An 18,988-nucleotide genomic window follows, 5' to 3' on the forward strand; every position below is an offset into this window, starting at 1 on the left:
CTGTCTGTGGGCCCGGTTCAGGGCTGGCGCGGCGGCTTGGCGCTGGTGTTCTTGGCCGCAGTCTCGGAACCCTGGTACAGGGCACGGGCGGCGATCAAGTCCTCGGCCACCTCGCCGGGAAGCGCATACTGGGTCTGCTCGTACATCGGGAACACCGTCACATATCCGGGCACCGGGTACTTGCCCTTGGCCAGGTGGGGATAGACCACCATCACCAGGTCGGGGTTGGGCACGCGCGCAAAGCGCTGTTGCAGCGGCTCCAGAGCCGACCAGTAGCGCTGGGTATTGCCGTCGCCGGCCGCGATCGGGCGCGCCTGGGACTGCGAGCGCAGCCGCTCCTGTGGTGCGGCCTCGCGCCTGGCGCCGTCTCCCTGTGTGCCGCCTTCGGTCTGGCCGCGATAGATGTCCACGACCGTGGGCGAGCCGCGCGTGACCTCGTTGATCGGCGATTCGCGCGAGCCGGTGACCGAGCAGCCGGCCAGCAGCAGCGCCATCAGCGCGCAGGGCAGGGTGGCGCCCAGGCGCCTCACATCATTCAAGACCATGGTGTTCTCCTCTGGCGAGCTGCAGGCCGCCCTGCTTGCGATGGATGAGCTTGCGTGCGTTGGGCGCCTTGTCGATCTGGATCTCCCTGTCCAGATGCACCACGAGCTGGTGGCCCGAGGGCGTGATCACGGCGTCGAAACTGTTCTTCAGGCGCTGCAGCAGCCATTTGGAGACTTCATTCGTGCCGCCGGCCACGGCCTGGCCCAGGGCGTAGCTGCCGGCACTGCCGGTAATCGTGCTGCTGCTGCCCTGCATGCCGCTGTAGGTGGTGCGCTGCGCCTCGGAATAGGCCTGGCCGGCAACGCCCAGCGCGCCCAGACCGATCAGGTCGGTCAGATAGGCGGGCGCGTTGGTGACGAACTTGCCCGTGATGCAGGGATTGCCGTGCAAGTCGCTGATGAAGCCCAGATCACTATTGCTGCTGGCGCCGGCTCCGGTGTTGATGCTACGCGAGCCCGCACCACGCGCGGAAACAGTCTGGATGGAGCCGTCGTTGAAAACGAAAGTCACCGAGCGCACCCGGCCTTCGCTGCATGAGAGCGCCATGTCGCCAATGGCGACCCCTGTCACGATCATCCCGGACACATCCCCCGGCAGCTCGAAACCATTGGCGGCCAGGTTGTCGCGGCCGATCACGGCCTTGAACTGCATCGGGTCGGTCACCCGTCCATCGATGGGCACGCGGCCGATCAGCGCCGTCATGGCCGTGGCACCGGCCAGCGTGGCGTTTTCCGGCAGCGTGAAATACGGCACCGGCTCGCGCCTGTCCTGGGCGGCACGCGCGGCCTGGGACGCCGGGCCATCGGCCGGCGCCGTTGTGGTGCCAGGGCCTTCGGTGTGCATGGTGCGCACATAGCGCGTCATGGGCGGCGCGTTCTGGCCGCGTGCCGGCTCGGTCTGCACCGCATAGCCCATGGGCGGCAACACGCTGTAGCGCACGGCACCCGCGGCCTCGGCCGTAGCCTCATCGGCCATGCCAGCGGTGCCTGCAGCGCCAGCACCCGTTTGCGGGTTCTGGGCCTTGCCCTTGGCTGCATCCAGGCTGGGCAGGCCGAGCGTGAAGCTGTCGGCGGCCTGTGCCGCCGTGTCCAGCGCGTTATCCAGCGGCGAGCGTTCAGGCGCTGGCGCCGGGGCCGGCGCGGGCGGCGCCGGGACGGCGGCCTGGGCCGCGGCCCCGGCGGCACCGCCGCGCTCGCGTTCGCGCAGCTTCCTGTTTTCTTCGATCAGGTCGTTGTTGATCTTGATGACCTTGGCCACTTCCGAGCGCAGCTCGGCGTTGCTGGTGGTCACCGTGCGCAGGGTTTCGGTGGGCGTATCGTTGTCCGCGCCATCGGTCTTGGGCAGTTGCGGCGTGGGCACGGCGGTCATTTCGGCGCCGGCCTTGACGCTGCCGTCCCCTGCAAACTGCTTGTAGAGCACCACGCCGACGATGGTCATGCCGACGGCGGCGACGATGGGGATGAGCTTGTTGCTGGTGGTTGCCATGACGGGCCTCCTTGTCAGCGCAGGCAGGCCGCAAAGCTGCGGTCGCACACCAGGTACAGCGCAGTGGTGTCGGTGTCGCTGCCGCCCGGGCCGATGCGGCCATGCTGGGCCGACGCCGCAAGCCAGCGCCCGCGAATGCCCTCCAGGGGAATCTCCAGCGGGCGGGCCGAACGGTTGGTAACGCGCACGGCGGTCACATACAGCTGCCCGCTGCGCCACTGGCCAAGCGGCACGGTTTCGACGCGGGCGCCCGGTATCAGACCATCCACGGGATCGGTGTTCAGTTCCACCTGCTGCACGCCGTTCTGCGTCCAGGCCAGGCGCCGCGGTGCATACAGCTGGCGTGCCGCATGGCGGGTCAGCTCCACCATGTCGGCGGCCTGCTCGGGCGTCGCATCGCTGCTGTCGTCGGCCGCGGCGCCGGCCTTCGCTGCGCGCGGGCTCGCGGGATCAACGACGAACACCTCCAGCTCGGCCTGCGCATCTGACGTGCTCTTGTCGGCCACCATGTCCATCGGCAGCTGCTGGCCGGTGTCGATCAGCTCGGCGACGATGCGAATAGGCGTGAACGGCACCAGGGCCGTGGCATAGATGGTGCGGTCGATGATCTCGATACGCGCCACCCTGGCCATGTCGCTGGGCACATGCAGCGCCGCCGGCGCCGGCAGCGTGATGAGGCGCTCGCGTCCCACGGGCAGCGGCACCGCGATGGGCTGGCGCTCGAACACCGCGCGCTCGATGCCGGCGCGGGCGCTGGCCGCAGTCGCCGGGGGGCGGCGGGTACGCATGGCCTTGGTGTCGCTGCTGCGCGCCGCACTGGCCGCACGGCTGGCGGCGCCCGTAGCGGCGCCAGCGCCAGTGCCTGGCGAGCCAGGGGACGTGAGGCTCTGTCCCAGGTCGATGGCACCAGGCTGCGCGGAGGGCGCCGGCTCGATCATGTCGGCAGGCACGTTCTGCAACGTGGCAACAGATACTTCCTGCGCCCAGGCGCCAGTGGCGCAGGACAGCAGCACGGCACATGCCAGGGCCGGGACTTGCCTGGGCTTTGAAGCAGTACGGGTCATGGTGGTGTTTCCTCGCGGGATCGGGATCACTGCGCCGATGCAGCGCTGTGCTGCAGGGGCGTGGCCGTGGGCGTGGCGTGGGGATCGACGGCATCGCCCGTGGTGCGTGGCAGCGCGGGCGGTGTCACGATGGAGGGGAGGCTGGCCTCGGTCTTGCCGCTGCTGGCGTCCTGCACATCGCGTACATCAAGCCGTTCGGGCCTGTGGCTGCCATAGCAGTCGATCGCCAGGCGCCAGGGATTGCGCTCCCTGTCCACGTCATAGCGCACCACACGGATCGGGTAGCGGATGAAGGCATCCTTGACGGGCTGACCCCGGAAGGCCTCCATCAGCTGCATGTCCAGCAGCACTGTCCAGGCGGCCTGGCCATCGGGCAGTACCCGGTTGGCGGCGTAGCCCAGGCCAGGGATTTCCGTCATCTGGCGTGTGCGGGCGCGCAGCTCGCCGGCCTGGTAGCGGCTGTCCATGTCGGCTTCGAGCTGCGCCCGGCAGCTCGGCGTCACATAGGCCTGGAACCGGAAGATCTGCGCACCGTAGTCCGTCGCGCCATCGGCCTGCCAGCGGTTGATCTGCTGCCAGATGTAGTAGGCGAAGCCATACACGTTCACGTCCGGCACCACGGCCTGGCCGTCCTGGAAATGCACGGTATCGCCGGCCTTCATGTCGGTCGCCACATGCAGGTCTATGGACTTCGGCAGAGAGTGCGCGAAGTACATGCCGACACCACCGAGCAGGGCCACCAGCAGGATCATCTTGCGCAACGTGGCGTTGTGGGAGCGCTCGGCGGCGAGCGCATCGAGTTGTTGCTTGCTGCTCATGGCTTGGTCGATTCCTGGGGTGGTTCGAGAGGGCTGGCGAGCGACAGGTCGAGCGAGCGACCCAGCGACCACCAGCCGTGGTAGGTAATGAACCTGGGCTTGGCGAGACTGCGCTGGGCAAGCCACAGGTGGATGGCCTGGGTGTAGTAGGCGTCGGGCCGGCCGCGCTTGATGCGCGCCAGGTACAGCGAGCCGAACCACAGCGCCAGGGTCGGCCCGATCAGCGACAGCAGCAGCCAGACCTGCCACAGTCGGGTGGCCGAGAAGACCAGGCCACCGACGATCAGGAACACCACGAGCGACACCGCGCCTATGACCTGGGCCTCGGGCATGTTCATGCCGTTGAGGATGGAGGGCTCGACGTTCACGCGATCGGTGACCGGCGCCTTGTGGCGCACGGCCTCGACATCGGCTGCGGCCTGGGAGCGGGTGCGGGTGCTCATGGCTTGATCCCTGGGGGCGGGCCGGTCAGGTCAGGATCTGCAGCGAGTAGGTGACCATGATCACCAGGAACACGCCGAGCACGGCGGCCATGATGAAATACTCCTTGAGGTCGGCGATTTCCGCACGGCCCATGGAGTAGGCGCGCCACTTGCCCAGCGCGCCCATGACCACGTAGATGAAGCCCAGCGCGGCCAGCACCAGGCCGAGAATGGTCACGCCGGCCTTGAACCAGGCGCCCATGGCGCCCAGCCAGTCGCCGCTGGCGACGGAGCCGCCGCCGATGGCCTGCCCGGGGGTGGGCATGGTCGGCAGGGCGGCGAAGGCCGGGCTGCACAGCAGGGCCACGGCGGGCGCCAGCATCAGGCGGGCGGACTTGTTCCGGGCGCGGGCAGCGAGATTTTTGAGAGAGAGCTGTTTCACGAGAGGTTCTCCTTGGAAGTGGGAGGGTTGCGAAAGCACTTGAAGTCGGGTTCTGTGGTGTTGGGATGTGGTGTTGGGTTGGCTGCGGCTGTCCTCCCTCAAACGATGACGAACACAACCAGCGCGACCAGGATCAGCAGCCGCACCGAACCAAGAACCATGTCGCCCGTGGTCAGCCTGTCGTCGCGGTAGGCGTCGATGAGCTGCACCACGAACCAGCTGGCGACCACGAGGATGAGCGCCACCGCGATCAGGCCCAGCGTGGACTTGAGCACCAGGGGATCGATGCCCGATCCCGACTGGAATGCACTGCGCATGGCGGCGTTCATGTGTTGTCTCCGCGTGCCATCACTGGCGGTAGTCGCCGCGCAGCGGCGGCACGGGACGCGGCTGGCGCGCGGCATCGGCGTGGTGCTCCACGCCCTCGCGCAGCATCTGCAGGTCGCGCTGCAGCCAGTCGTAGCGGAACTTCACGCGCTGGCCTGTCGGCGCGTCCTGGGCGGCGGCGGACACCTGTGCCTGCAGGCGAGCAATCTCGTGCGCGATGCGCGCCAGGTTCTCGCGCTCGCTGTCATCGTCGCCGGCCTGCGCGCCCTGCGCGGCCAGGCCCGCGGCCACGAACAGGGCCAGCAGCCAGGCGCGGCGCACTCGGGCAGCGGCACTGGCGCCGGGCTGGCCTGCGTTGGTAGGAATCGCTTGGGACATGGTGGGTTCTCCTTGCTGGAAATCTGCTTGCGTCAGACGTATTTCTTGAAACTCCCCACCGTGGTGGAGAGGGTGGCGGCCACGAGCACGGTGAACACCAGCACCATGTAGGCCGGGTTGAAGCCGCCGAAGGGCCAGGTCAGGTACAGGCCAAAGCCGCCCGTCAGCGCCCAGGCCGTGTAGCGCTTGGCGTGGTGATAGACAAAGGAGCTTTCGCGCCCGCCCTGCCAGCGGCGCAGGTCGCGGCGCACCAGGCCATCGACGATGCCGACGATGCAGGCCAGGGCGAAGGCGGGCAGGGCAAACAGGGCCACCGACAGGCGCAGCAGCACGTCCTGCGCCACATGCATGGAAACGACAGCCCAGTAGCTGGCGGTCTTGCCGATGGAGCGCGTGGCGCTTTGCAGGCCCAGGCCGAGCTGCTGTGGCGCCGATGCCTTGCGCTGGCTGGCCGATGGTGCCGGCTCCTGGCCCGGCGCATGCGTGCGCCTGTACCAGGCCAGCACCCCCAGGCGTTCATAGGGCCAGGCGGCCCAGCCGTTGAGCCGGTGCGCGAAGCCTTCGGTGTCGTCAATCAGCAGGCTGCGCGGCGCCGCCGCGATGTAGCCCATGTCCTGCGCCACGATGCGCTGCGAATGCGCCAGTGCACCTTCTTCCTTCCACAGCACGTAATGCCCGGCGAGTTCGATCATGACGCCGATGAACCAGGCAAACAACGACACGAAGATCAGGCCGAACGCCACTTCCAGCGTCAGCTCGACCGGGCCACGGGTGCGGGCACGCACCGGAGCACCGCCTTGGGTGGGGCGCGGCGTCATGCGGAACGCTCCATGATCTGGCCGAGCACGCCAGAATCGCCCAGCGCCCCGGACGGGCCATCGTCGCCGGCCCTGGGCCGGGCGCCGGCCTCATCGGCATCGGCCAGGGTGGTGTCGATCACGCCGATACCGGCATCGCCCAGGGGTTGGCCGGCCAGCCAGCCGCCGGTCTGCCCGAGCCAGTCGGTTTCCCTGGCCCATTGCTCGCTCGTGCGATAGCGCTGCTTCATGTCCGAAGCCACCTTCTTGAGCGATTCGGGCACGAAGGGGTCGCCGCGCGAGTCCGCCAGCGGGATGCGGATCTTGTAGCGCCGGTTGCCCTCCAGCAGCGCAAAGGCCTGGCCCTGGGGCAGCTCCAGAATGTCGGCGGCCTCGATCATGGGCACCTTGGTCTTGGTGACGATGTCGTCGTTGCGGCTGGTGAAGTCCACGCCGGTGCCCTGCGCCGCGGTGTCGGTGACACCGGACATGGGCGTCAGATGCACTACGTCCACCTGTGGCACCTGCTCGGCCAGCAGATTCGCCGTGGTCACGCTGCGCACGCGCAGCATCACCAGGTGGTTGAAGTTGTCCAGAATCTGGCCGGCCTTGGCCCTGTCTCCAACTCTGGCCTCGATGTCGAACATGGACTGGGTGTAGGCCGTGATCCTGAACCCCGAGCCGCCCAGCTTGTTCACCATGGGCACGAACTCCGGGCCGGCAATCTCGTTGACCTCATCGAAATGGCAGCAGACCTCGGGCAGCTTGAGCTTGCCCTCGGGATCATGGGGATCAAGCCCGCTCTTGTAGAGCTTGCCGCCCACGCTCACCAGGTCGGCCAGCATGGAGTTGCCCACGGCCGAGGACACCACGGCGTCCGAGAGCGCATCCAGGCCCACATAGACGATGCCGCCCTGGCGCATCACGGTCATCCAGTCGAAGATCGGGCGCTTGTCCTCGGGATCGAAATAGTCCGGGCTGATGAGCTTGCCCACGGCGCCCGTGGTGAGTTTTTCCAGGAAGGGGCCGAGGCTGGCGATGATCTTTTCGTAGAAACTGCGCTCGTAGCTGAAGGCCGCGGCCAGGCCGGTGAGCACCTTGTCATCGAGCCGGGTTTCCTTGATCCACAGGAACATGGCCACCAGCTCGGCCGGCCTGTCCTGCAGGCTGCGCGGCACCGGAATGCCGCCCTTGACGCCAATCTGGGCCTGCAGCATGGTCACGCGCTCCTGCCAGTCGGGAAAGCGCCCCTGGGCCGCAAGACCCTCGAACACCATGGTGGCGTAGTCCAGGAACAGGCCATCGATGCCGGTCACGTCCTTGAGCAGCGACTCATAGGTCGGCACCCGGCCCAGGGCCACCTGGGCCTGGGCGACGATGTTGGAAAAGCGCCAGGAAAACTCCTTGAACGCGGCCGAGTTGCCCGACGAGGGCAGGGCATTGGTGGCCCGCGTGGCCACCTCGGTGATGCGCGCGAAATTGCCGATGCCGTTGTAGCGCGCAGAAATATCCGGGTAGCCCAGGTGGAACAGGTAGAAGCGATCCAGGCGCCCGGCACGCTTGGCCTCGGCATACATGCGCAGCATCAGGTCGGCATCGCCCTTGGGGTCGATGACGATGGTCACCTTGCCCGCGTGTATGTCCTGCGTCGCCAGCATCTCCAGCAGCCGCGTCTTGCCCACGCGCGTCGTGCCCATGACGATCATGTGCCCGGTGCGCGCCGACTGGCGCAGGGCCACCGGCACCTCCTGCGGTGCGCCCACCCCGTGCAGGATGGGAGAGCCGCCCAGGTCGGGATAGGCGCGAAACGGGTTCAGCCAGCTGTCCACACCGGCCAGCGCCCCCAGGGCGCGCACCATCGGCCGGGCCTCTGGCTGGCCTGCCGCCTCCTGCCATGCGGCGCCGCGACGGCGCAGAGACTGTTCCAGCCGTCCTGGCCGCACGAAGGGCTTGGCGTCCACCTGTATCGCATCGCGCTTGCGCTGCGTGTGCTGCTGCGTCCACTCAAAGCCCTGGCCCAGGTACAGCAGCTCCTGACTCACCGGCAGCTTGGAGGGCGCCACGCGCGTGACCTTGTAGAACTTCATGCCATGCTGGTAGTGCATGACTTCCAGGGCCTGGCGCGTGCGCACCCAGGCAAAGCCACCGGCAATGGCGGCGGCGCCCCAGCCCAGGACAGGCGGCATCATCAAGGCCCAGGGCGCCGCCGCGGCGACCACGGCCACGCCCGTGGACACGCCGGCGCTGTAGAGCTCGATGGGCGGGCGCAGCAGGCCCTCCAGGACGGCGTGGTTCTTCATGGGGTGGGCTCCTGGGTTGCATGCCCGTCGAGCAGGATCAACACGGGCAGGACGCCGGCGTTGCGGGCCAGCAGGCGCTCTTCCAGCCAGCGATCCGGGCCATGCGCAATGGGCAGGCTGTGCTCGTTGGCAAGCTGCTGCACGCGCTTGAAAGCCGTGGCGTCCTGCGCCGCCAACACCACACCGCTGGCGCCGAGGCGGCGCAGGGCCTCGCCCTGGCGTGTCAGCCAGGCGATGGAAGCCTCGTCAGCGCCGATCACAAACACCGGCTCGGTGAGCCAGCGGCTGTCGAGCACCGGGCCGAGACCGGCCTTGAGGCGGCCAGGCTTGAGCCGCGACACCAGGGGGAACGCCACGCCCGTGAGCGGCTGGTCTTGCCCTGCCAGCAGATGGCTCAGATAGGGCGCCACGGGAACGGCAGGGCCGGCGTTGATTTCCTGCAGCGGCTGGCCTGAATTGCCGGGGCCGGCCAGCACCGGCCAGGGCAGGCACAGCATGCCGGCCAGGCCTGCGACCAGGATGCCGAGGATGTGCGTGGACTTAGCCATGGCGCCCTCCCGCGATCGCAGCAGCATGGCGCACGCCCAGGCGCTCCAGCCTGGCCAGGGTCTGCGCGGCATAGCGTTCGCCGCGCTGGCGAGCTTCTGCCGTGGCGTCGGAACCCGTGTGATACAGCGCAATGGCACCGCGCCAGTCGCCACGCGCGTCATAGTGTCCGCGCAGGATCTGGGCGCCCACGCTGAGATTCGGGTACGGGTCGAGGGCGCGCTCGAAGCTGCCCAGCCTGTCGGCATGCCAGCGCCAGTTGACCTGCATGGCGCCGCAATCGACGTTCGTCACGCCCCGGCCCACATAGCCCTTGAGGGCGGCCAGAGTTTCGCCATAGCCGGCATAGCGCAGGCCCTTGCCGCGCACGCACAGCGTCCAGGGGTAGGGCAGGGTGCGCGCGCCGAACTTGAGTTGCGACTCCTGCAGCGCCACGCCATAGAGCAGCCAGGGATCAACACCGTACTGACGTGCGATGCGCACGTAGGCGCCGGGCGGCTGCAGGCCGGATGCAGTCGCCGATGTGGCACTGGCCTTGCCTGGGCGATGCACGGCCGGGCGGGCCCCGGCAGGCTCGAAGTCGGTAATGACCGGATCGATGCGCAGCGTCCTACTGGACACGGCGGCGTGATCCATCCCACCAGACAGCCTGGGCTCCAGGCGCCGCACCTGATCCGGCCGGTAAGGCAACCAGTCGCTGACGCGGGCCTGAGCCGGCCAGGCCACGGCGCCCGCGAGCAGGGCCGCAGCGCGCACCAGCAGGCCGCGGCGCTGTGTCAGCGCTGCGCCGCATGGCTGGGAGGGGCAGGGGTGGGCGATCATGGCGGTGCCTGTGCTGTGGTGCTCAGCGCTTGCTCGCGGGACGCGGGCGTGGCTGGGCCGATGGCGACTGATCAATCACCAGGCTGCGCGGCACGCCCAGGGCATCGGCGGCGCCCACGGGCGCGGCCACCGGCGTGCCTCCCGAGTAGTCGATGATGGGCTCGTTGGGGTAGAGGCGCCCCATGGCCTCGGTGAATGCCTGGTTCCAGGCCAGCGAGCGCTCCACGTCCGCGTGGAAGGCACGGGCGAACATCTCGGCGTACTTGCGCCGCTCGGCGTCGGTGCGAGCGTGGATGCCAAGCGCTTCCACGGGCGAGAGGTTTTCCACGGAAAAGCTCTTGCGCGGCCCCTCCAGTAGCACCTTGGCACGCGTCATCTCCTCGTTGGACAGGCCCCAGATCTGTCCCAGCAGTCGATCACGGTCACTCAGGGTCGTGTAGCTGTTCTGTGAGCCGGCTTCCTGGGTACGTTGCTGCTCGGTACGGGCCACGCTCTGTGCGTGCGCCAGGCCCGATCCCATCAGCGCTGCCACCAGCACCAGGGCGACGGCCCAGACCAGGTCAACCATGGCCGTTGGGGTGCGTGCGGGATGCTTCATTGAGCGGCCTCGTGCAGTTGCAGCGTGAACGGCTTGCCGCCAGCAGCCATGAAGGTGGCACGGCCCGCCTGCACATCGACAGACTGCAGGCTGATGCCGTTGAAGGACTCGCCGGGCTGCAGCACGCGCACGCGCTGGTCGCCGGGCATGCCGGTGCCCACGACGACCGATGGGCGGCCATCCCAGGTATCGATCGCCAGCAACTGCCCCTGAGCCGCAGGTGTTGCCGCTGGCGTGGCTCTTGGTGCTGCGGCCACGGGCCTGGTCGGCGCCTGCGCCGTTGCTGCGCGCGGGTACTGCCCGGCGGGCCGGACGTTGGCAGGGGCCGGCCGTGGGTTTGCTTGCTGGCCTTGCAGCTGCTGCTCCAGGTGGGCCACGCGCTGCTCCAGGGCCTGTATCTGCTCCCTTTGTGTGTCGGGCGTCACAGCCGCTGCACCAACACTTGTGTCGGAACTTGCCGGCTTTGCATCAGCCGTGACAACAGCTGCAGGAGACTGTGCAGGCCCGGCCGGCGTGGCGGCTGCTGTCGCGGCTGGCGCCAGATCATCGGGCGCATCGGCGGGTTCCGGCAGGGCAACGGGCGGCTTCGCCGCCACGGGCTCGGCATGGCCTGGCGCCTGCACGACGGCGGCGGGACGGGAATCTCGGGGTTCTGCCAGCGGCAATGCGGGCGCAGTCCTGGCCTCGCTGGCGACCGCTGCAGGTTGGTCGTCGGCCTGGCCGTTCAAGAAGCGGTAGCCAACAAAACTTGCGCCGGCGGCCAGGAGCAGCGCAACGACCACGAAACCGACGCCAAGACCCGTGCCACCGGTCGAGCTGGTGGATTCCTGAGCTACGGGCCGATCTTGATCGTCGTCAGCCTCGCCGTCCTCGCCGTCCTCGCCGTCCAGGTCGCCGTCAACGTCCTTTTTCTGGATGCGGCGCTTGAACCAGCCGGATGTGGCGGAGCGAGGTTCTTGCTGCTCCTCATCCTGTGCCTGCTGTTCAGGTACGCTAACGCCATCGGCCGCCTGGGCAGCAGCCTTGCGCCCGCGATCTACGCGCGGCTCTTCGGCGCGTTGGCGCTGCTCCAGCAGGCGCTGTTCCTCGCGCTCCTGATCTTCCAGCAGCTGCTGGTGCTCTTGCCTGCGCTGTTGCTCGATGCGTTGCAGGCGGCGTACTTGCTCGGCCTGTTGCTCCTGTATCAGGAGCGGGTCGTTCGGTTCGGTATGCATGAGTTCCACCCTGCCTCAGTACGCGGCGTGCGCATCGGTGGTCGCCGCCAGGGGCGCCACGGCCTGCTCGAACCACACCAGGCGTTGAATCGGGTCTTCATGCCAGCGCCAGCTCGGGCCGGTAAGCACCTCGAGAATCGCGCGGGCCTTGTAGGGGCCGAGCTGACGCTGTGATTCCGGCAGTGGCAGGCCGAGCAGATGCGCGGCCTGCGGCGTGAGCGCGCTGCTCTCCACCAGGCGCCAGCCAGTGCGCAGCAGCGTGTGGCGCAGCGCGTCCCCCACGGTGCTCACGGTCTGGCGCGGGTAGCTCAGGCGCACGAATACATCCAGAGGGTCGGCCGCCTGGCCCGCAGGCGTCGCCACGGTGGTGGTGTAGCGGCCAACCTGCATCTGACCGCCGGCGAGGACAACTCCCAGGGGAAGTTCCGCACCACCAGCCGGATCGGTGACTCCCATGGGCTGCGCCATGGCGCCAGTGCAGGCGGTGCAGGCCAGGGCGGTCAGAAAGCGTGCAAGTGTCATGGGGTCACCCGAATAGAAAGACCCGGCCAGCACCGTTTCCAGTGCTGTGACAGCGCGAACCAAAGCCAAGGGAGGGAACAGTCAAGAGGGTTCAAGCCGTTGTCACCGGGCAAAAGACACTTCGGACAAGCCGGAAGCGTCGCCAGTGAGAAAAGTGTTGCCGCGATGGCCCGGCGAAACCAGCGCTTGCCCTCGGTTACGTGACGGAGGCTAAGCGCTTGACAGACACATCAAAACATGCTTGCAAATCAGCATGCCGCATCCTGGGCTGGCATCGTTGCTTGGCCGGCGTGCCAAATGACCCATGCGAAATGGCAAATGGCAGGGCCAGCCGGGGCGGCTGGCCGACGGGTAAACGGCCTTCTACTGGTTAAGGGCCCAATCCAAAGGGCCGCGCGTGCTCCTAAAGTCGTCGCACGCGCGGGAAATGGCCTACGGGGACGGGAAAGGGTGTTTTACGGGCTATCGGTCAGCGCCCGCGCGGGGCGCTCGGGCGCTGACGGCCCTGCCGCAGGGCGACGAATCGCGTGACGAGGCGCCGAGCGTGCGCGACCCGACGCTCGGCCAATCGGCTGACGGCGCGATTAGCACAAGATCGATCTGCCTGCAAGCGCTAACCCTCGGTCACGTTTCCGAGGCTAGTCGGCTGACAGCCGGCCAGGCCATCGGCAGTATCGAAAGGGCCATGTTGACCAAGCCCTTGAGAGAGACTGATCCATGCTGAGTCCGCAACTCATACTGCCGCTGCACGCCAAGCTGGTGATTGACCTGTTCGCGGGCGGCGGCCAGAGCCTCGCCACGGCATTCATGGTGCAGGCCAACGGCGGTTTCAATGCAACGCCGGCCCGTGAACTGCGCGATCCCCTATCGACGGTGACCACCAGCGGCAGCCAGCAGCAGCTGGTGACGGCCAGCCTGGTGACGCTGCGCCACCACAGCACGGGACGCGACCTGCGCGAGCCGCTGGCGACGGTGGCGGCCGGCGGCGAGCACCACGCCCTGGTGCAGTACCAGCTGAGCCGTGCCGACGAGGCCGGCGCACTGCGCTGCGCCGCCTTCCTGATGCGCTATCACGCCAGCGGCGGCCAGTGGGCCGATCTGCGCGAACCCATGACCACCGTCACGACGCGCGATCGCCTGGCGCTGGTGACCGTATGGCTGCAGGGTGAGCCGTGGGTGATCGTGGACATCACCCTGCGCATGCTGATGCCGCGCGAGCTGTACAACGCGCAGGACTTCCCGCCGGACTATGTGATCGACCGCACCGCGGCGGGCCAGCCGCTGTCCAAGACGGCGCAGATCAGGATGTGTGGCAATTCCGTCAGCCCCGTGCCGATGCGCGCCATCGTCGCGGCCAACTATCGTGAGCTGGTGCAGCAACCCATGGCCGAACCACGTTACCAGCGGGCGTGGGCATGACGTTGGGGACGTTGTACCGTCCTGGTGGTTTGGACTTGTTCCATCAAACCGATGGTGCGATGGCAACGTGGTCAAGGCTGACCCGGCGATTCCTACATGCGACGGCCCGAGCAGGGCAGGGAGGTGCTGCCATGGGAGACGAACCGGATACACCCAAGGCGCATAGCCAGCATGAACCGCACCGCAGCAACCCGGAATTTCCGCATTGGGGGCGCGATGAACTCGATCACAGCCATGCCATCTTTGCGATTGCGGCACATCTGCACAGTCTGGCGCTGGAGCGCTGGACGCCGCGTCTCGTGCGCTGGCTGTCCTTCTATGACGGCATGGAGCGCTGGGTCGATCCGGGACAGGAGCCCTGCCTGTGCGTGCGCGATCTGCTGGCGTCCTATGTGCTGTGCCTGCGCAGCGCGGACAGGCCGCACAAGGCAGATACGGCGACTTCAATGGATGCAAGCCAGTTGAAGCAACGCATCATCGACGATCTGTTGTCCCTCGATTTCCTGCGCTACCGCGCCTACTGGAGCCGCAGAATGGCCCAGGATGGCAATGCCCTGGTCTGGGTGCCGCTGCAACAGTCTTGGCTGTCCTTCGTGGAACTGGCACGCCCAGGCGATGAGCTGATGGTCTATCTGACGGACTGCCGGATCACGCCTCCGCTTGAGACACATCGCGTGTTTCTGAACCAGGAGTAGGGCAATGATGCGGCGCTGGATCAGTGGTTATCGAGCCCTGCTGCTCCGCGGCAGCAGCCAGCGCGCCGCAGGCACCGAGCAGGCCCGGCCAGCCGCCGACGCCACGGCACCTCCCAGTCGCTCTGCAACAGGCGTAGAGGGTACGGCCCAGGGTTGGATCAGGGTGCTCGATGCCAAGGCACTGCTGGCGCAATTGCATGCGCAATCGGCGCTCGACGCCACCTGGCGGCAGTCACGCTTGGCGGCATCCGTCTGGGAGCACGACCTGCTGGGCTCCATCCATCGCTTTGCCGACTATGTGCAGCTTATGCCGGCCTCGGAATCGCACCATCATGCACATGCCGGCGGGCTGCTGGCGCATACGCTGGAGATGGTGCTGGCGGCTGTGACCTGGCGCAACGGGCATTTCCTGCCCTCGGGTGCGCAGATCGAGCAGATCGACGCCGAGCGCGATGTGTGGACTTATGTGGTGTTCTACGCCGCCCTGCTGCATGACATTGCCAAGCCACTCACGGATCTGCGCATCCAGTGGCGCGCAGCCGGCATGAGCGAAAACCTGCGCTGGACGCCCGTGGCTGGCAACCTGGTGCAGTTGACCCAGGGCAGGGCGCAGGCGGAATACCGCGTGGAGTTCACGCCCAAGTCTCTGCGCGACTATGGCGCGCACAGCAAGCTCGCCCTGACGCTGCTGGGCCAGATTGCCCCACCCTCGGCCTTGGCCTTTCTGGCTGGCACGCCGCAGGCCATGGATGCACTGACGCAATACCTGTCCGGCCAGGATAAGACCAGCCTGGTTGCGCGCATTGTGAGCCGCGCCGATCAGGCCTCGACAGCCAAGGCGCTCATGACGGGTAGCCGTGCGCGTTTCGACACGGCCTGCAGCGTGCCCCTGATCGAACTGTTGATGGGCGCCATCCGCGCCATGCTGGCCAACGGTACCGCGTTGCCGCTGAACCGTTCCGGCGCTGCCGGGTGGGTGCATGACGGCTCGGTATGGTTCGTTGCCAAGCGCCTGGCCGACGCGGTGCGCACCTGGCTGCGCAAACATGCACCCGAGGAGAGCATTCCAGGCGACAGCAAGAACGATCGCCTGTTCGACACCTGGCAGGAATATGGCTGCATCCAGCCCAACCCACACACCGGCCAGGCGGTCTGGTATGTGGTGGTGCAGGGCAACGCCGGTGCGCCGCAGGGCGAGGGTGGCGCAGCCGCTGACGAAGGGGCAGGCTACTCGCACCAACTGACCATGCTCCGGTTTCCGCTGGCGCGTCTCTATGAGGATGAGGCCAGATACCCGCCGGTGATGACTGGGCGCATCGAAGTCAAGGACAAGCGGCCGAAGGAAGACCCGTCCGCTCAGGCTGGCGCCGATGAGGCTGTGGCAACCACATCCCTGGAGCCTGTGCCACGCTTTTTGGAGCCGGAAACTGAAGCAGAACCAACCACACCGCAGGAAGCTGCAACAGCTGCGCCCATCCAAGGCAAAAAGCCTGCTGCAGCTGCTGGAACCCAGCTGCGTGCGCCGGCATTCAACAAACCCAAGGCTGGCGCAGCGCCTGCAGGCAAGAATTCCAAGCATGCTGCAGAGCCGGTTCAGCGCCAGGCAGCACCTGCTGCGTCGAAACCTTCCCGGACTGTGCCAGTTGGTGAGATCACCGTTGGCGGGGGTGTCGATGGTTTCGATGCAGATGATGGTCTGCTGGGCGATGATGATGATGTGCGGCAACTGCCCGACAAGCACAAGACAGCGCATGCGGCAGAAGCTGCGGCCAAGGCACAAGAGCCTGCACCAGGCACACCGCGCGAACGGCAAGCAGCTGCGCCAGAAGCCTCGCAGCACCAAACTGCAGCAATGGCCTCGACGCCAGTGCGCGCCAAGACGCATCTCGTCCAGCCCATGTTTGGCCCGGCGGAACCCGGCCCGGTGCTACTGGCGCCCCAGCTGCCCGAGTTGCCGCAGGAGACCGCAGCGCGCAAGACCGAGCCCAGCGCAACCGCGTTGGCTTTCATGCAGTGGCTGCAGCAAGGCCTGGCCAACCGGCAGATCAAGTACAACGAGGCCGGTGCGCCGGTGCATTTCACGTCCGAGGGCATGGCGTTGGTGTCACCGCTGATTTTCAAGCTGTATGCCAGCGAAACCGGCCCCCAGGCGGATGCCGATACCGATGGCCTGCAGGTGCAGCGCGAGGTCATCAAGGCCGGCTGGCATCGCATGACCAGCGCCCAGGGCAGCGGCCGGCTCAACATCCTTCGCTATGCGGTGCTGGGACGTGGCGCTGTCGCCGTGGGTAAGATTTCTGCGGTCGTGCTTACCGAGCCCGATCGCTGGGTCATGCCAGTGCCGCCCGCCAACCCGGTGCTGCAACTGGCATGAGGAGGTACACATCAAGGTGCCCGTCGATCCAGATCGGCGTGCGGATTCGTCCACATCGGTTGACACTGGCTCTGAGGGTGGCTAGAGTCCGAGGCGTGTGCAGTTCAGAAGGGCTGAAACGGACGGCAACATAAGCGACTTGCTAGTGACCAGGAAAGGCTTGACGGCCTTTTTTCTTAGCCTAGCTACTAGATACGATGTATATTATGTTAAATAATTGAACTGACTAGTCTTGCCGCTTACTCGATGGCGTACCGAAAACCGTACCCAGCTCTGGTGGCACCCCGATTCTTCAGGGCGCGCATCCTCTGTACAAAACAGCGCATGCAGATTAAGCACCGCAAGCAGTTTCTGTGGTGGTTTGGTTGGGCGTACCCTTCAACCCCAGTTTGGCCAGCAGTTGGGTGTCGGCCTCTACATCCGGGTTGCCCGTCACGAGCAGCTTGTCGCCATAGAAGATGGAATTGGCACCTGCCAAGAAGCACAAAGCCTGCACCGCGTCGCCAAGCTGCTGGCGGCCGGCGGACAGGCGTACGCGAGCCTTGGGCATGGTGATGCGGGCCACCGCGATCACGCGCACGAAGTCCAGCGGGTCCACCGGCTCGCTGTCGGCCAACGGTGTTCCGGGAACGCGCACCAGGCTGTTGATGGGCACCGACTCCGGATACGGGCTTAGGTTGGCCAACTGCGCGATGAGACCCGCGCGGTGCACCGGCGCTTCGCCCATGCCAACGATGCCGCCGCAGCACACGTTGATGCCTGCGTCGCGCACATGGCGCAGCGTATCCAGCCGGTCCTGGTACTGGCGCGAGCTGACCACGTCGCTGTAGTACTCGGGGGCCGTGTCCAGGTTGTGGTTGTAGTAGTCCAGTCCGGCATCCTTCAGCGCCAGGGCCTGGTGCGACTGCAACATGCCCAGCGTGGCGCAGGTCTGCAGGCCTAGGTCCTTCACGGCGGTGATCAGCTCGCTCATCTTTTCGATGTCGCGGTCCTTCGGAGCTCGCCAGGCGGCGCCCATGCAAAAGCGCGTCGCGCCGGCGTCCTTGGCGGCTTGCGCTGCCTGGGTTACCTCCTGGACGTTCATGAGTTTTTCGGCCTTCACGCCGGTATCGAACTCCGCCGACTGGGGGCAGTAGCCGCAGTTTTCCGGACAGCCGCCTGTTTTCACGGACAGCAGCGTGGCCAATTCGATGTCGCCCTGGGGCCAATGTGCGCGGTGCGTGGCCTGCGCGCGCCAGAGCAGTTCCATGAATGGAAGATCGAGGAGCTCCTGTACCGCTTGAATGCTCCAGCCCTCCCCTCGCTGCGTCGCAACACTCTCGGCAACGCGAGGATGAAACTGCAGGGTCTGGGTTGTATGCGGGGCTGTTGTGGCTGAGGTCATCAAATTTCTCCGGTTCTGCGGTCGCCACTGCTGGGCGCTGCTCCTGATTGTGTAAAGGCTTGAGTGGTCTGTGAAGGTTTAGCGTTCAAAAAGCAGGATGAAAAAAGATGTGCCTAAAAGAAGCGTATTTGCGTTATTTTTAATGTGTCTTGAAAGCATATAAGTGAAAAAGCGGGAATGAAGATGGAGGAAGCAAGTCATGTTGTTCATCTGCCATCAACTCCCATTTAACTCCCCTTAATTACCAGAAACACCCTGCTGTTTTTGCTGAAGATGCGGCATGACCATAAAAAAAGCCCTGGTCGCATGGACCAGGGCGCTCTTGTTTTTCAGCAGTCAGGCGGTTGCGTCGAAGTTTGTCTTTTTCAACCCAACGCCGCGATCACCTCGGGCGGCGCCTGCACCAGTTCGATCAGGACACCCTCCCCGGCGATCGGGAACTCGTCATTGCTCTTGGGATGCAGGAAGGTGATGTCGTAGCCCGCCGCGCCTTTGCGGATGCCCCCGGGCGCAAAGCGCACACCCTGTGCGGTCAGCCATTCCACCGCCTTGGGCAGGTCATCGATCCACAGACCGATGTGGTTCAGCGGCGTGGCGTGCACGGCAGGCTTTTTCTCAATGTCCAGGGGCTGCATGATGTCCACCTCCACCTTGAAGGCGCCCTGCCCCATGGCAAGGATGTCCTCGTCCACGTTTTCTCGCTCGCTCTGGAAGGTACCCGTCTGCGTGAGGCCGAGCATGTCCACCCACAAGGTCTTCATGCGCTGCTTGTCGGTGCCGCCGATGGCCACCTGCTGGATGCCCAGCACTTTGAAGGGGCGTGTCATCCATTTAC

At 66.5% G+C, this 18,988-nt stretch carries 20 protein-coding genes; 3 read left to right on the top strand and 17 right to left on the bottom strand.

All coding sequences use genetic code 11. The features are described from left to right. Positions 1–17 precede the first annotated feature (17 nt). From QY917_RS05330 to QY917_RS05400, 15 genes are all read right to left on the bottom strand, one after another. Positions 18–545 carry a TIGR03751 family conjugal transfer lipoprotein gene (locus QY917_RS05330; protein WP_302078910.1) on the bottom strand — a complete coding sequence of 176 codons (528 nt, stop codon included), beginning with the start codon at positions 543–545 and terminating at the stop codon, positions 18–20. Then, positions 532–2,031: a TIGR03752 family integrating conjugative element protein gene (locus tag QY917_RS05335; RefSeq protein WP_123676682.1), complete on the bottom strand. Its 1,500-nt coding sequence runs from the start codon at positions 2,029–2,031 to the stop codon at positions 532–534. Before QY917_RS05335 ends, QY917_RS05330 begins: the two co-directional genes overlap by 14 nt. A gap of 14 nt (positions 2,032–2,045) precedes the next feature. Further along, positions 2,046–3,095, bottom strand: coding sequence for a TIGR03749 family integrating conjugative element protein (locus QY917_RS05340; RefSeq protein WP_123676683.1), 1,050 nt, complete (start codon positions 3,093–3,095; stop codon positions 2,046–2,048). A gap of 26 nt (positions 3,096–3,121) precedes the next feature. Continuing rightward, the gene (locus QY917_RS05345) at positions 3,122–3,913 is read right to left on the bottom strand and encodes a PFL_4703 family integrating conjugative element protein (protein ID WP_123676684.1); all 792 of its coding nucleotides are present in this window, start codon (positions 3,911–3,913) and stop codon (positions 3,122–3,124) included. Next, positions 3,910–4,356 (bottom strand): TIGR03750 family conjugal transfer protein, encoded by a 447-nt coding sequence (locus QY917_RS05350; RefSeq protein WP_123676685.1) that lies wholly within the window; start codon positions 4,354–4,356, stop codon positions 3,910–3,912. Before QY917_RS05350 ends, QY917_RS05345 begins: the two co-directional genes overlap by 4 nt. Positions 4,357–4,381: 25 nt before the next feature. Then, positions 4,382–4,777, bottom strand: coding sequence for a DUF2976 domain-containing protein (locus QY917_RS05355; protein ID WP_302078914.1), 396 nt, complete (start codon positions 4,775–4,777; stop codon positions 4,382–4,384). A gap of 98 nt (positions 4,778–4,875) precedes the next feature. Further along, positions 4,876–5,106: a DUF3262 family protein gene (locus QY917_RS05360; RefSeq protein WP_162844567.1), complete on the bottom strand. Its 231-nt coding sequence runs from the start codon at positions 5,104–5,106 to the stop codon at positions 4,876–4,878. Positions 5,107–5,125: 19 nt separating this feature from the next. Continuing rightward, positions 5,126–5,482 carry an RAQPRD family integrative conjugative element protein gene (locus tag QY917_RS05365; RefSeq protein WP_123676688.1) on the bottom strand — a complete coding sequence of 119 codons (357 nt, stop codon included), beginning with the start codon at positions 5,480–5,482 and terminating at the stop codon, positions 5,126–5,128. Between the two features lie 32 nt (positions 5,483–5,514). Continuing rightward, positions 5,515–6,300, bottom strand: coding sequence for a TIGR03747 family integrating conjugative element membrane protein (locus QY917_RS05370; RefSeq protein WP_123676689.1), 786 nt, complete (start codon positions 6,298–6,300; stop codon positions 5,515–5,517). Next, a complete protein-coding gene (traD, locus tag QY917_RS05375) occupies positions 6,297–8,579 on the bottom strand; it encodes a type IV conjugative transfer system coupling protein TraD (RefSeq protein ID WP_123676690.1) in 2,283 nt (760 codons plus the stop codon). Before traD ends, QY917_RS05370 begins: the two co-directional genes overlap by 4 nt. Beyond that, positions 8,576–9,127, bottom strand: a complete 552-nt coding sequence (locus QY917_RS05380; protein WP_162844568.1) for a DUF2859 domain-containing protein — start codon at positions 9,125–9,127, stop codon at positions 8,576–8,578. The genes traD and QY917_RS05380 overlap by 4 nt, the downstream gene beginning before the upstream one ends. Beyond that, positions 9,120–9,947, bottom strand: a complete 828-nt coding sequence (locus QY917_RS05385) for a transglycosylase SLT domain-containing protein (RefSeq protein ID WP_302078920.1) — start codon at positions 9,945–9,947, stop codon at positions 9,120–9,122. Before QY917_RS05385 ends, QY917_RS05380 begins: the two co-directional genes overlap by 8 nt. A 22-nt stretch (positions 9,948–9,969) precedes the next feature. After that, complete coding sequence (locus QY917_RS05390; protein WP_302078922.1) at positions 9,970–10,545, bottom strand: hypothetical protein; 576 nt, start codon at positions 10,543–10,545, stop codon at positions 9,970–9,972. Beyond that, a complete protein-coding gene (locus QY917_RS05395; protein ID WP_302078924.1) occupies positions 10,542–11,759 on the bottom strand; it encodes a hypothetical protein in 1,218 nt (405 codons plus the stop codon). Before QY917_RS05395 ends, QY917_RS05390 begins: the two co-directional genes overlap by 4 nt. Positions 11,760–11,774: 15 nt before the next feature. Beyond that, a complete protein-coding gene (locus QY917_RS05400; RefSeq protein WP_123676693.1) occupies positions 11,775–12,281 on the bottom strand; it encodes a hypothetical protein in 507 nt (168 codons plus the stop codon). 717 nt (positions 12,282–12,998) lie between these two features. Between QY917_RS05400 and QY917_RS05405 the strand changes: the two genes are divergently transcribed. The 3 genes from QY917_RS05405 (at position 12,999) to mobH (ending at position 16,769) form a co-directional block, all read left to right on the top strand. Then, the gene (locus QY917_RS05405; RefSeq protein WP_302078927.1) at positions 12,999–13,700 is read left to right on the top strand and encodes a hypothetical protein; all 702 of its coding nucleotides are present in this window, start codon (positions 12,999–13,001) and stop codon (positions 13,698–13,700) included. A 131-nt stretch (positions 13,701–13,831) separates the two neighbouring features. Continuing rightward, a complete protein-coding gene (locus tag QY917_RS05410; protein ID WP_123676695.1) occupies positions 13,832–14,395 on the top strand; it encodes a hypothetical protein in 564 nt (187 codons plus the stop codon). A 4-nt stretch (positions 14,396–14,399) separates the two neighbouring features. Further along, complete coding sequence (mobH, locus tag QY917_RS05415) at positions 14,400–16,769, top strand: MobH family relaxase (protein ID WP_302078929.1); 2,370 nt, start codon at positions 14,400–14,402, stop codon at positions 16,767–16,769. A gap of 331 nt (positions 16,770–17,100) precedes the next feature. Here the strand turns inward: mobH and bioB are convergent, their stop codons facing one another. Both bioB and QY917_RS05425 read right to left on the bottom strand, forming a co-directional pair. Beyond that, positions 17,101–18,153, bottom strand: coding sequence for a biotin synthase BioB (gene bioB, locus QY917_RS05420; RefSeq protein WP_123676696.1), 1,053 nt, complete (start codon positions 18,151–18,153; stop codon positions 17,101–17,103). A gap of 365 nt (positions 18,154–18,518) precedes the next feature. After that, positions 18,519–18,980 carry a VOC family protein gene (locus QY917_RS05425; RefSeq protein WP_015913377.1) on the bottom strand — a complete coding sequence of 154 codons (462 nt, stop codon included), beginning with the start codon at positions 18,978–18,980 and terminating at the stop codon, positions 18,519–18,521. Between the last annotated feature and the right edge of the window lie 8 nt (positions 18,981–18,988).

Source organism: Diaphorobacter sp. C33 (assembly GCF_030503915.1).
GTDB lineage: Bacteria > Pseudomonadota > Gammaproteobacteria > Burkholderiales > Burkholderiaceae_C > Diaphorobacter > Diaphorobacter nitroreducens.

Coding starts and splice junctions, on each gene's coding strand:
- QY917_RS05330 (WP_302078910.1), bottom strand. CDS start 545: ATGGTCTTGAATGATGTGAGGCGCCTGGGCGCCACCCTGCCCTGCGCG.
- QY917_RS05335 (WP_123676682.1), bottom strand. CDS start 2,031: ATGGCAACCACCAGCAACAAGCTCATCCCCATCGTCGCCGCCGTCGGC.
- QY917_RS05340 (WP_123676683.1), bottom strand. CDS start 3,095: ATGACCCGTACTGCTTCAAAGCCCAGGCAAGTCCCGGCCCTGGCATGT.
- QY917_RS05345 (WP_123676684.1), bottom strand. CDS start 3,913: ATGAGCAGCAAGCAACAACTCGATGCGCTCGCCGCCGAGCGCTCCCAC.
- QY917_RS05350 (WP_123676685.1), bottom strand. CDS start 4,356: ATGAGCACCCGCACCCGCTCCCAGGCCGCAGCCGATGTCGAGGCCGTG.
- QY917_RS05360 (WP_162844567.1), bottom strand. CDS start 5,106: ATGAACGCCGCCATGCGCAGTGCATTCCAGTCGGGATCGGGCATCGAT.
- QY917_RS05365 (WP_123676688.1), bottom strand. CDS start 5,482: ATGTCCCAAGCGATTCCTACCAACGCAGGCCAGCCCGGCGCCAGTGCC.
- QY917_RS05370 (WP_123676689.1), bottom strand. CDS start 6,300: ATGACGCCGCGCCCCACCCAAGGCGGTGCTCCGGTGCGTGCCCGCACC.
- traD (WP_123676690.1), bottom strand. CDS start 8,579: ATGAAGAACCACGCCGTCCTGGAGGGCCTGCTGCGCCCGCCCATCGAG.
- QY917_RS05380 (WP_162844568.1), bottom strand. CDS start 9,127: ATGGCTAAGTCCACGCACATCCTCGGCATCCTGGTCGCAGGCCTGGCC.
- QY917_RS05385 (WP_302078920.1), bottom strand. CDS start 9,947: ATGATCGCCCACCCCTGCCCCTCCCAGCCATGCGGCGCAGCGCTGACA.
- QY917_RS05390 (WP_302078922.1), bottom strand. CDS start 10,545: ATGAAGCATCCCGCACGCACCCCAACGGCCATGGTTGACCTGGTCTGG.
- QY917_RS05395 (WP_302078924.1), bottom strand. CDS start 11,759: ATGCATACCGAACCGAACGACCCGCTCCTGATACAGGAGCAACAGGCC.
- QY917_RS05400 (WP_123676693.1), bottom strand. CDS start 12,281: ATGACACTTGCACGCTTTCTGACCGCCCTGGCCTGCACCGCCTGCACT.
- QY917_RS05405 (WP_302078927.1), top strand. CDS start 12,999: ATGCTGAGTCCGCAACTCATACTGCCGCTGCACGCCAAGCTGGTGATT.
- QY917_RS05410 (WP_123676695.1), top strand. CDS start 13,832: ATGGGAGACGAACCGGATACACCCAAGGCGCATAGCCAGCATGAACCG.
- mobH (WP_302078929.1), top strand. CDS start 14,400: ATGATGCGGCGCTGGATCAGTGGTTATCGAGCCCTGCTGCTCCGCGGC.
- bioB (WP_123676696.1), bottom strand. CDS start 18,153: ATGACCTCAGCCACAACAGCCCCGCATACAACCCAGACCCTGCAGTTT.
- QY917_RS05425 (WP_015913377.1), bottom strand. CDS start 18,980: ATGACACGCCCCTTCAAAGTGCTGGGCATCCAGCAGGTGGCCATCGGC.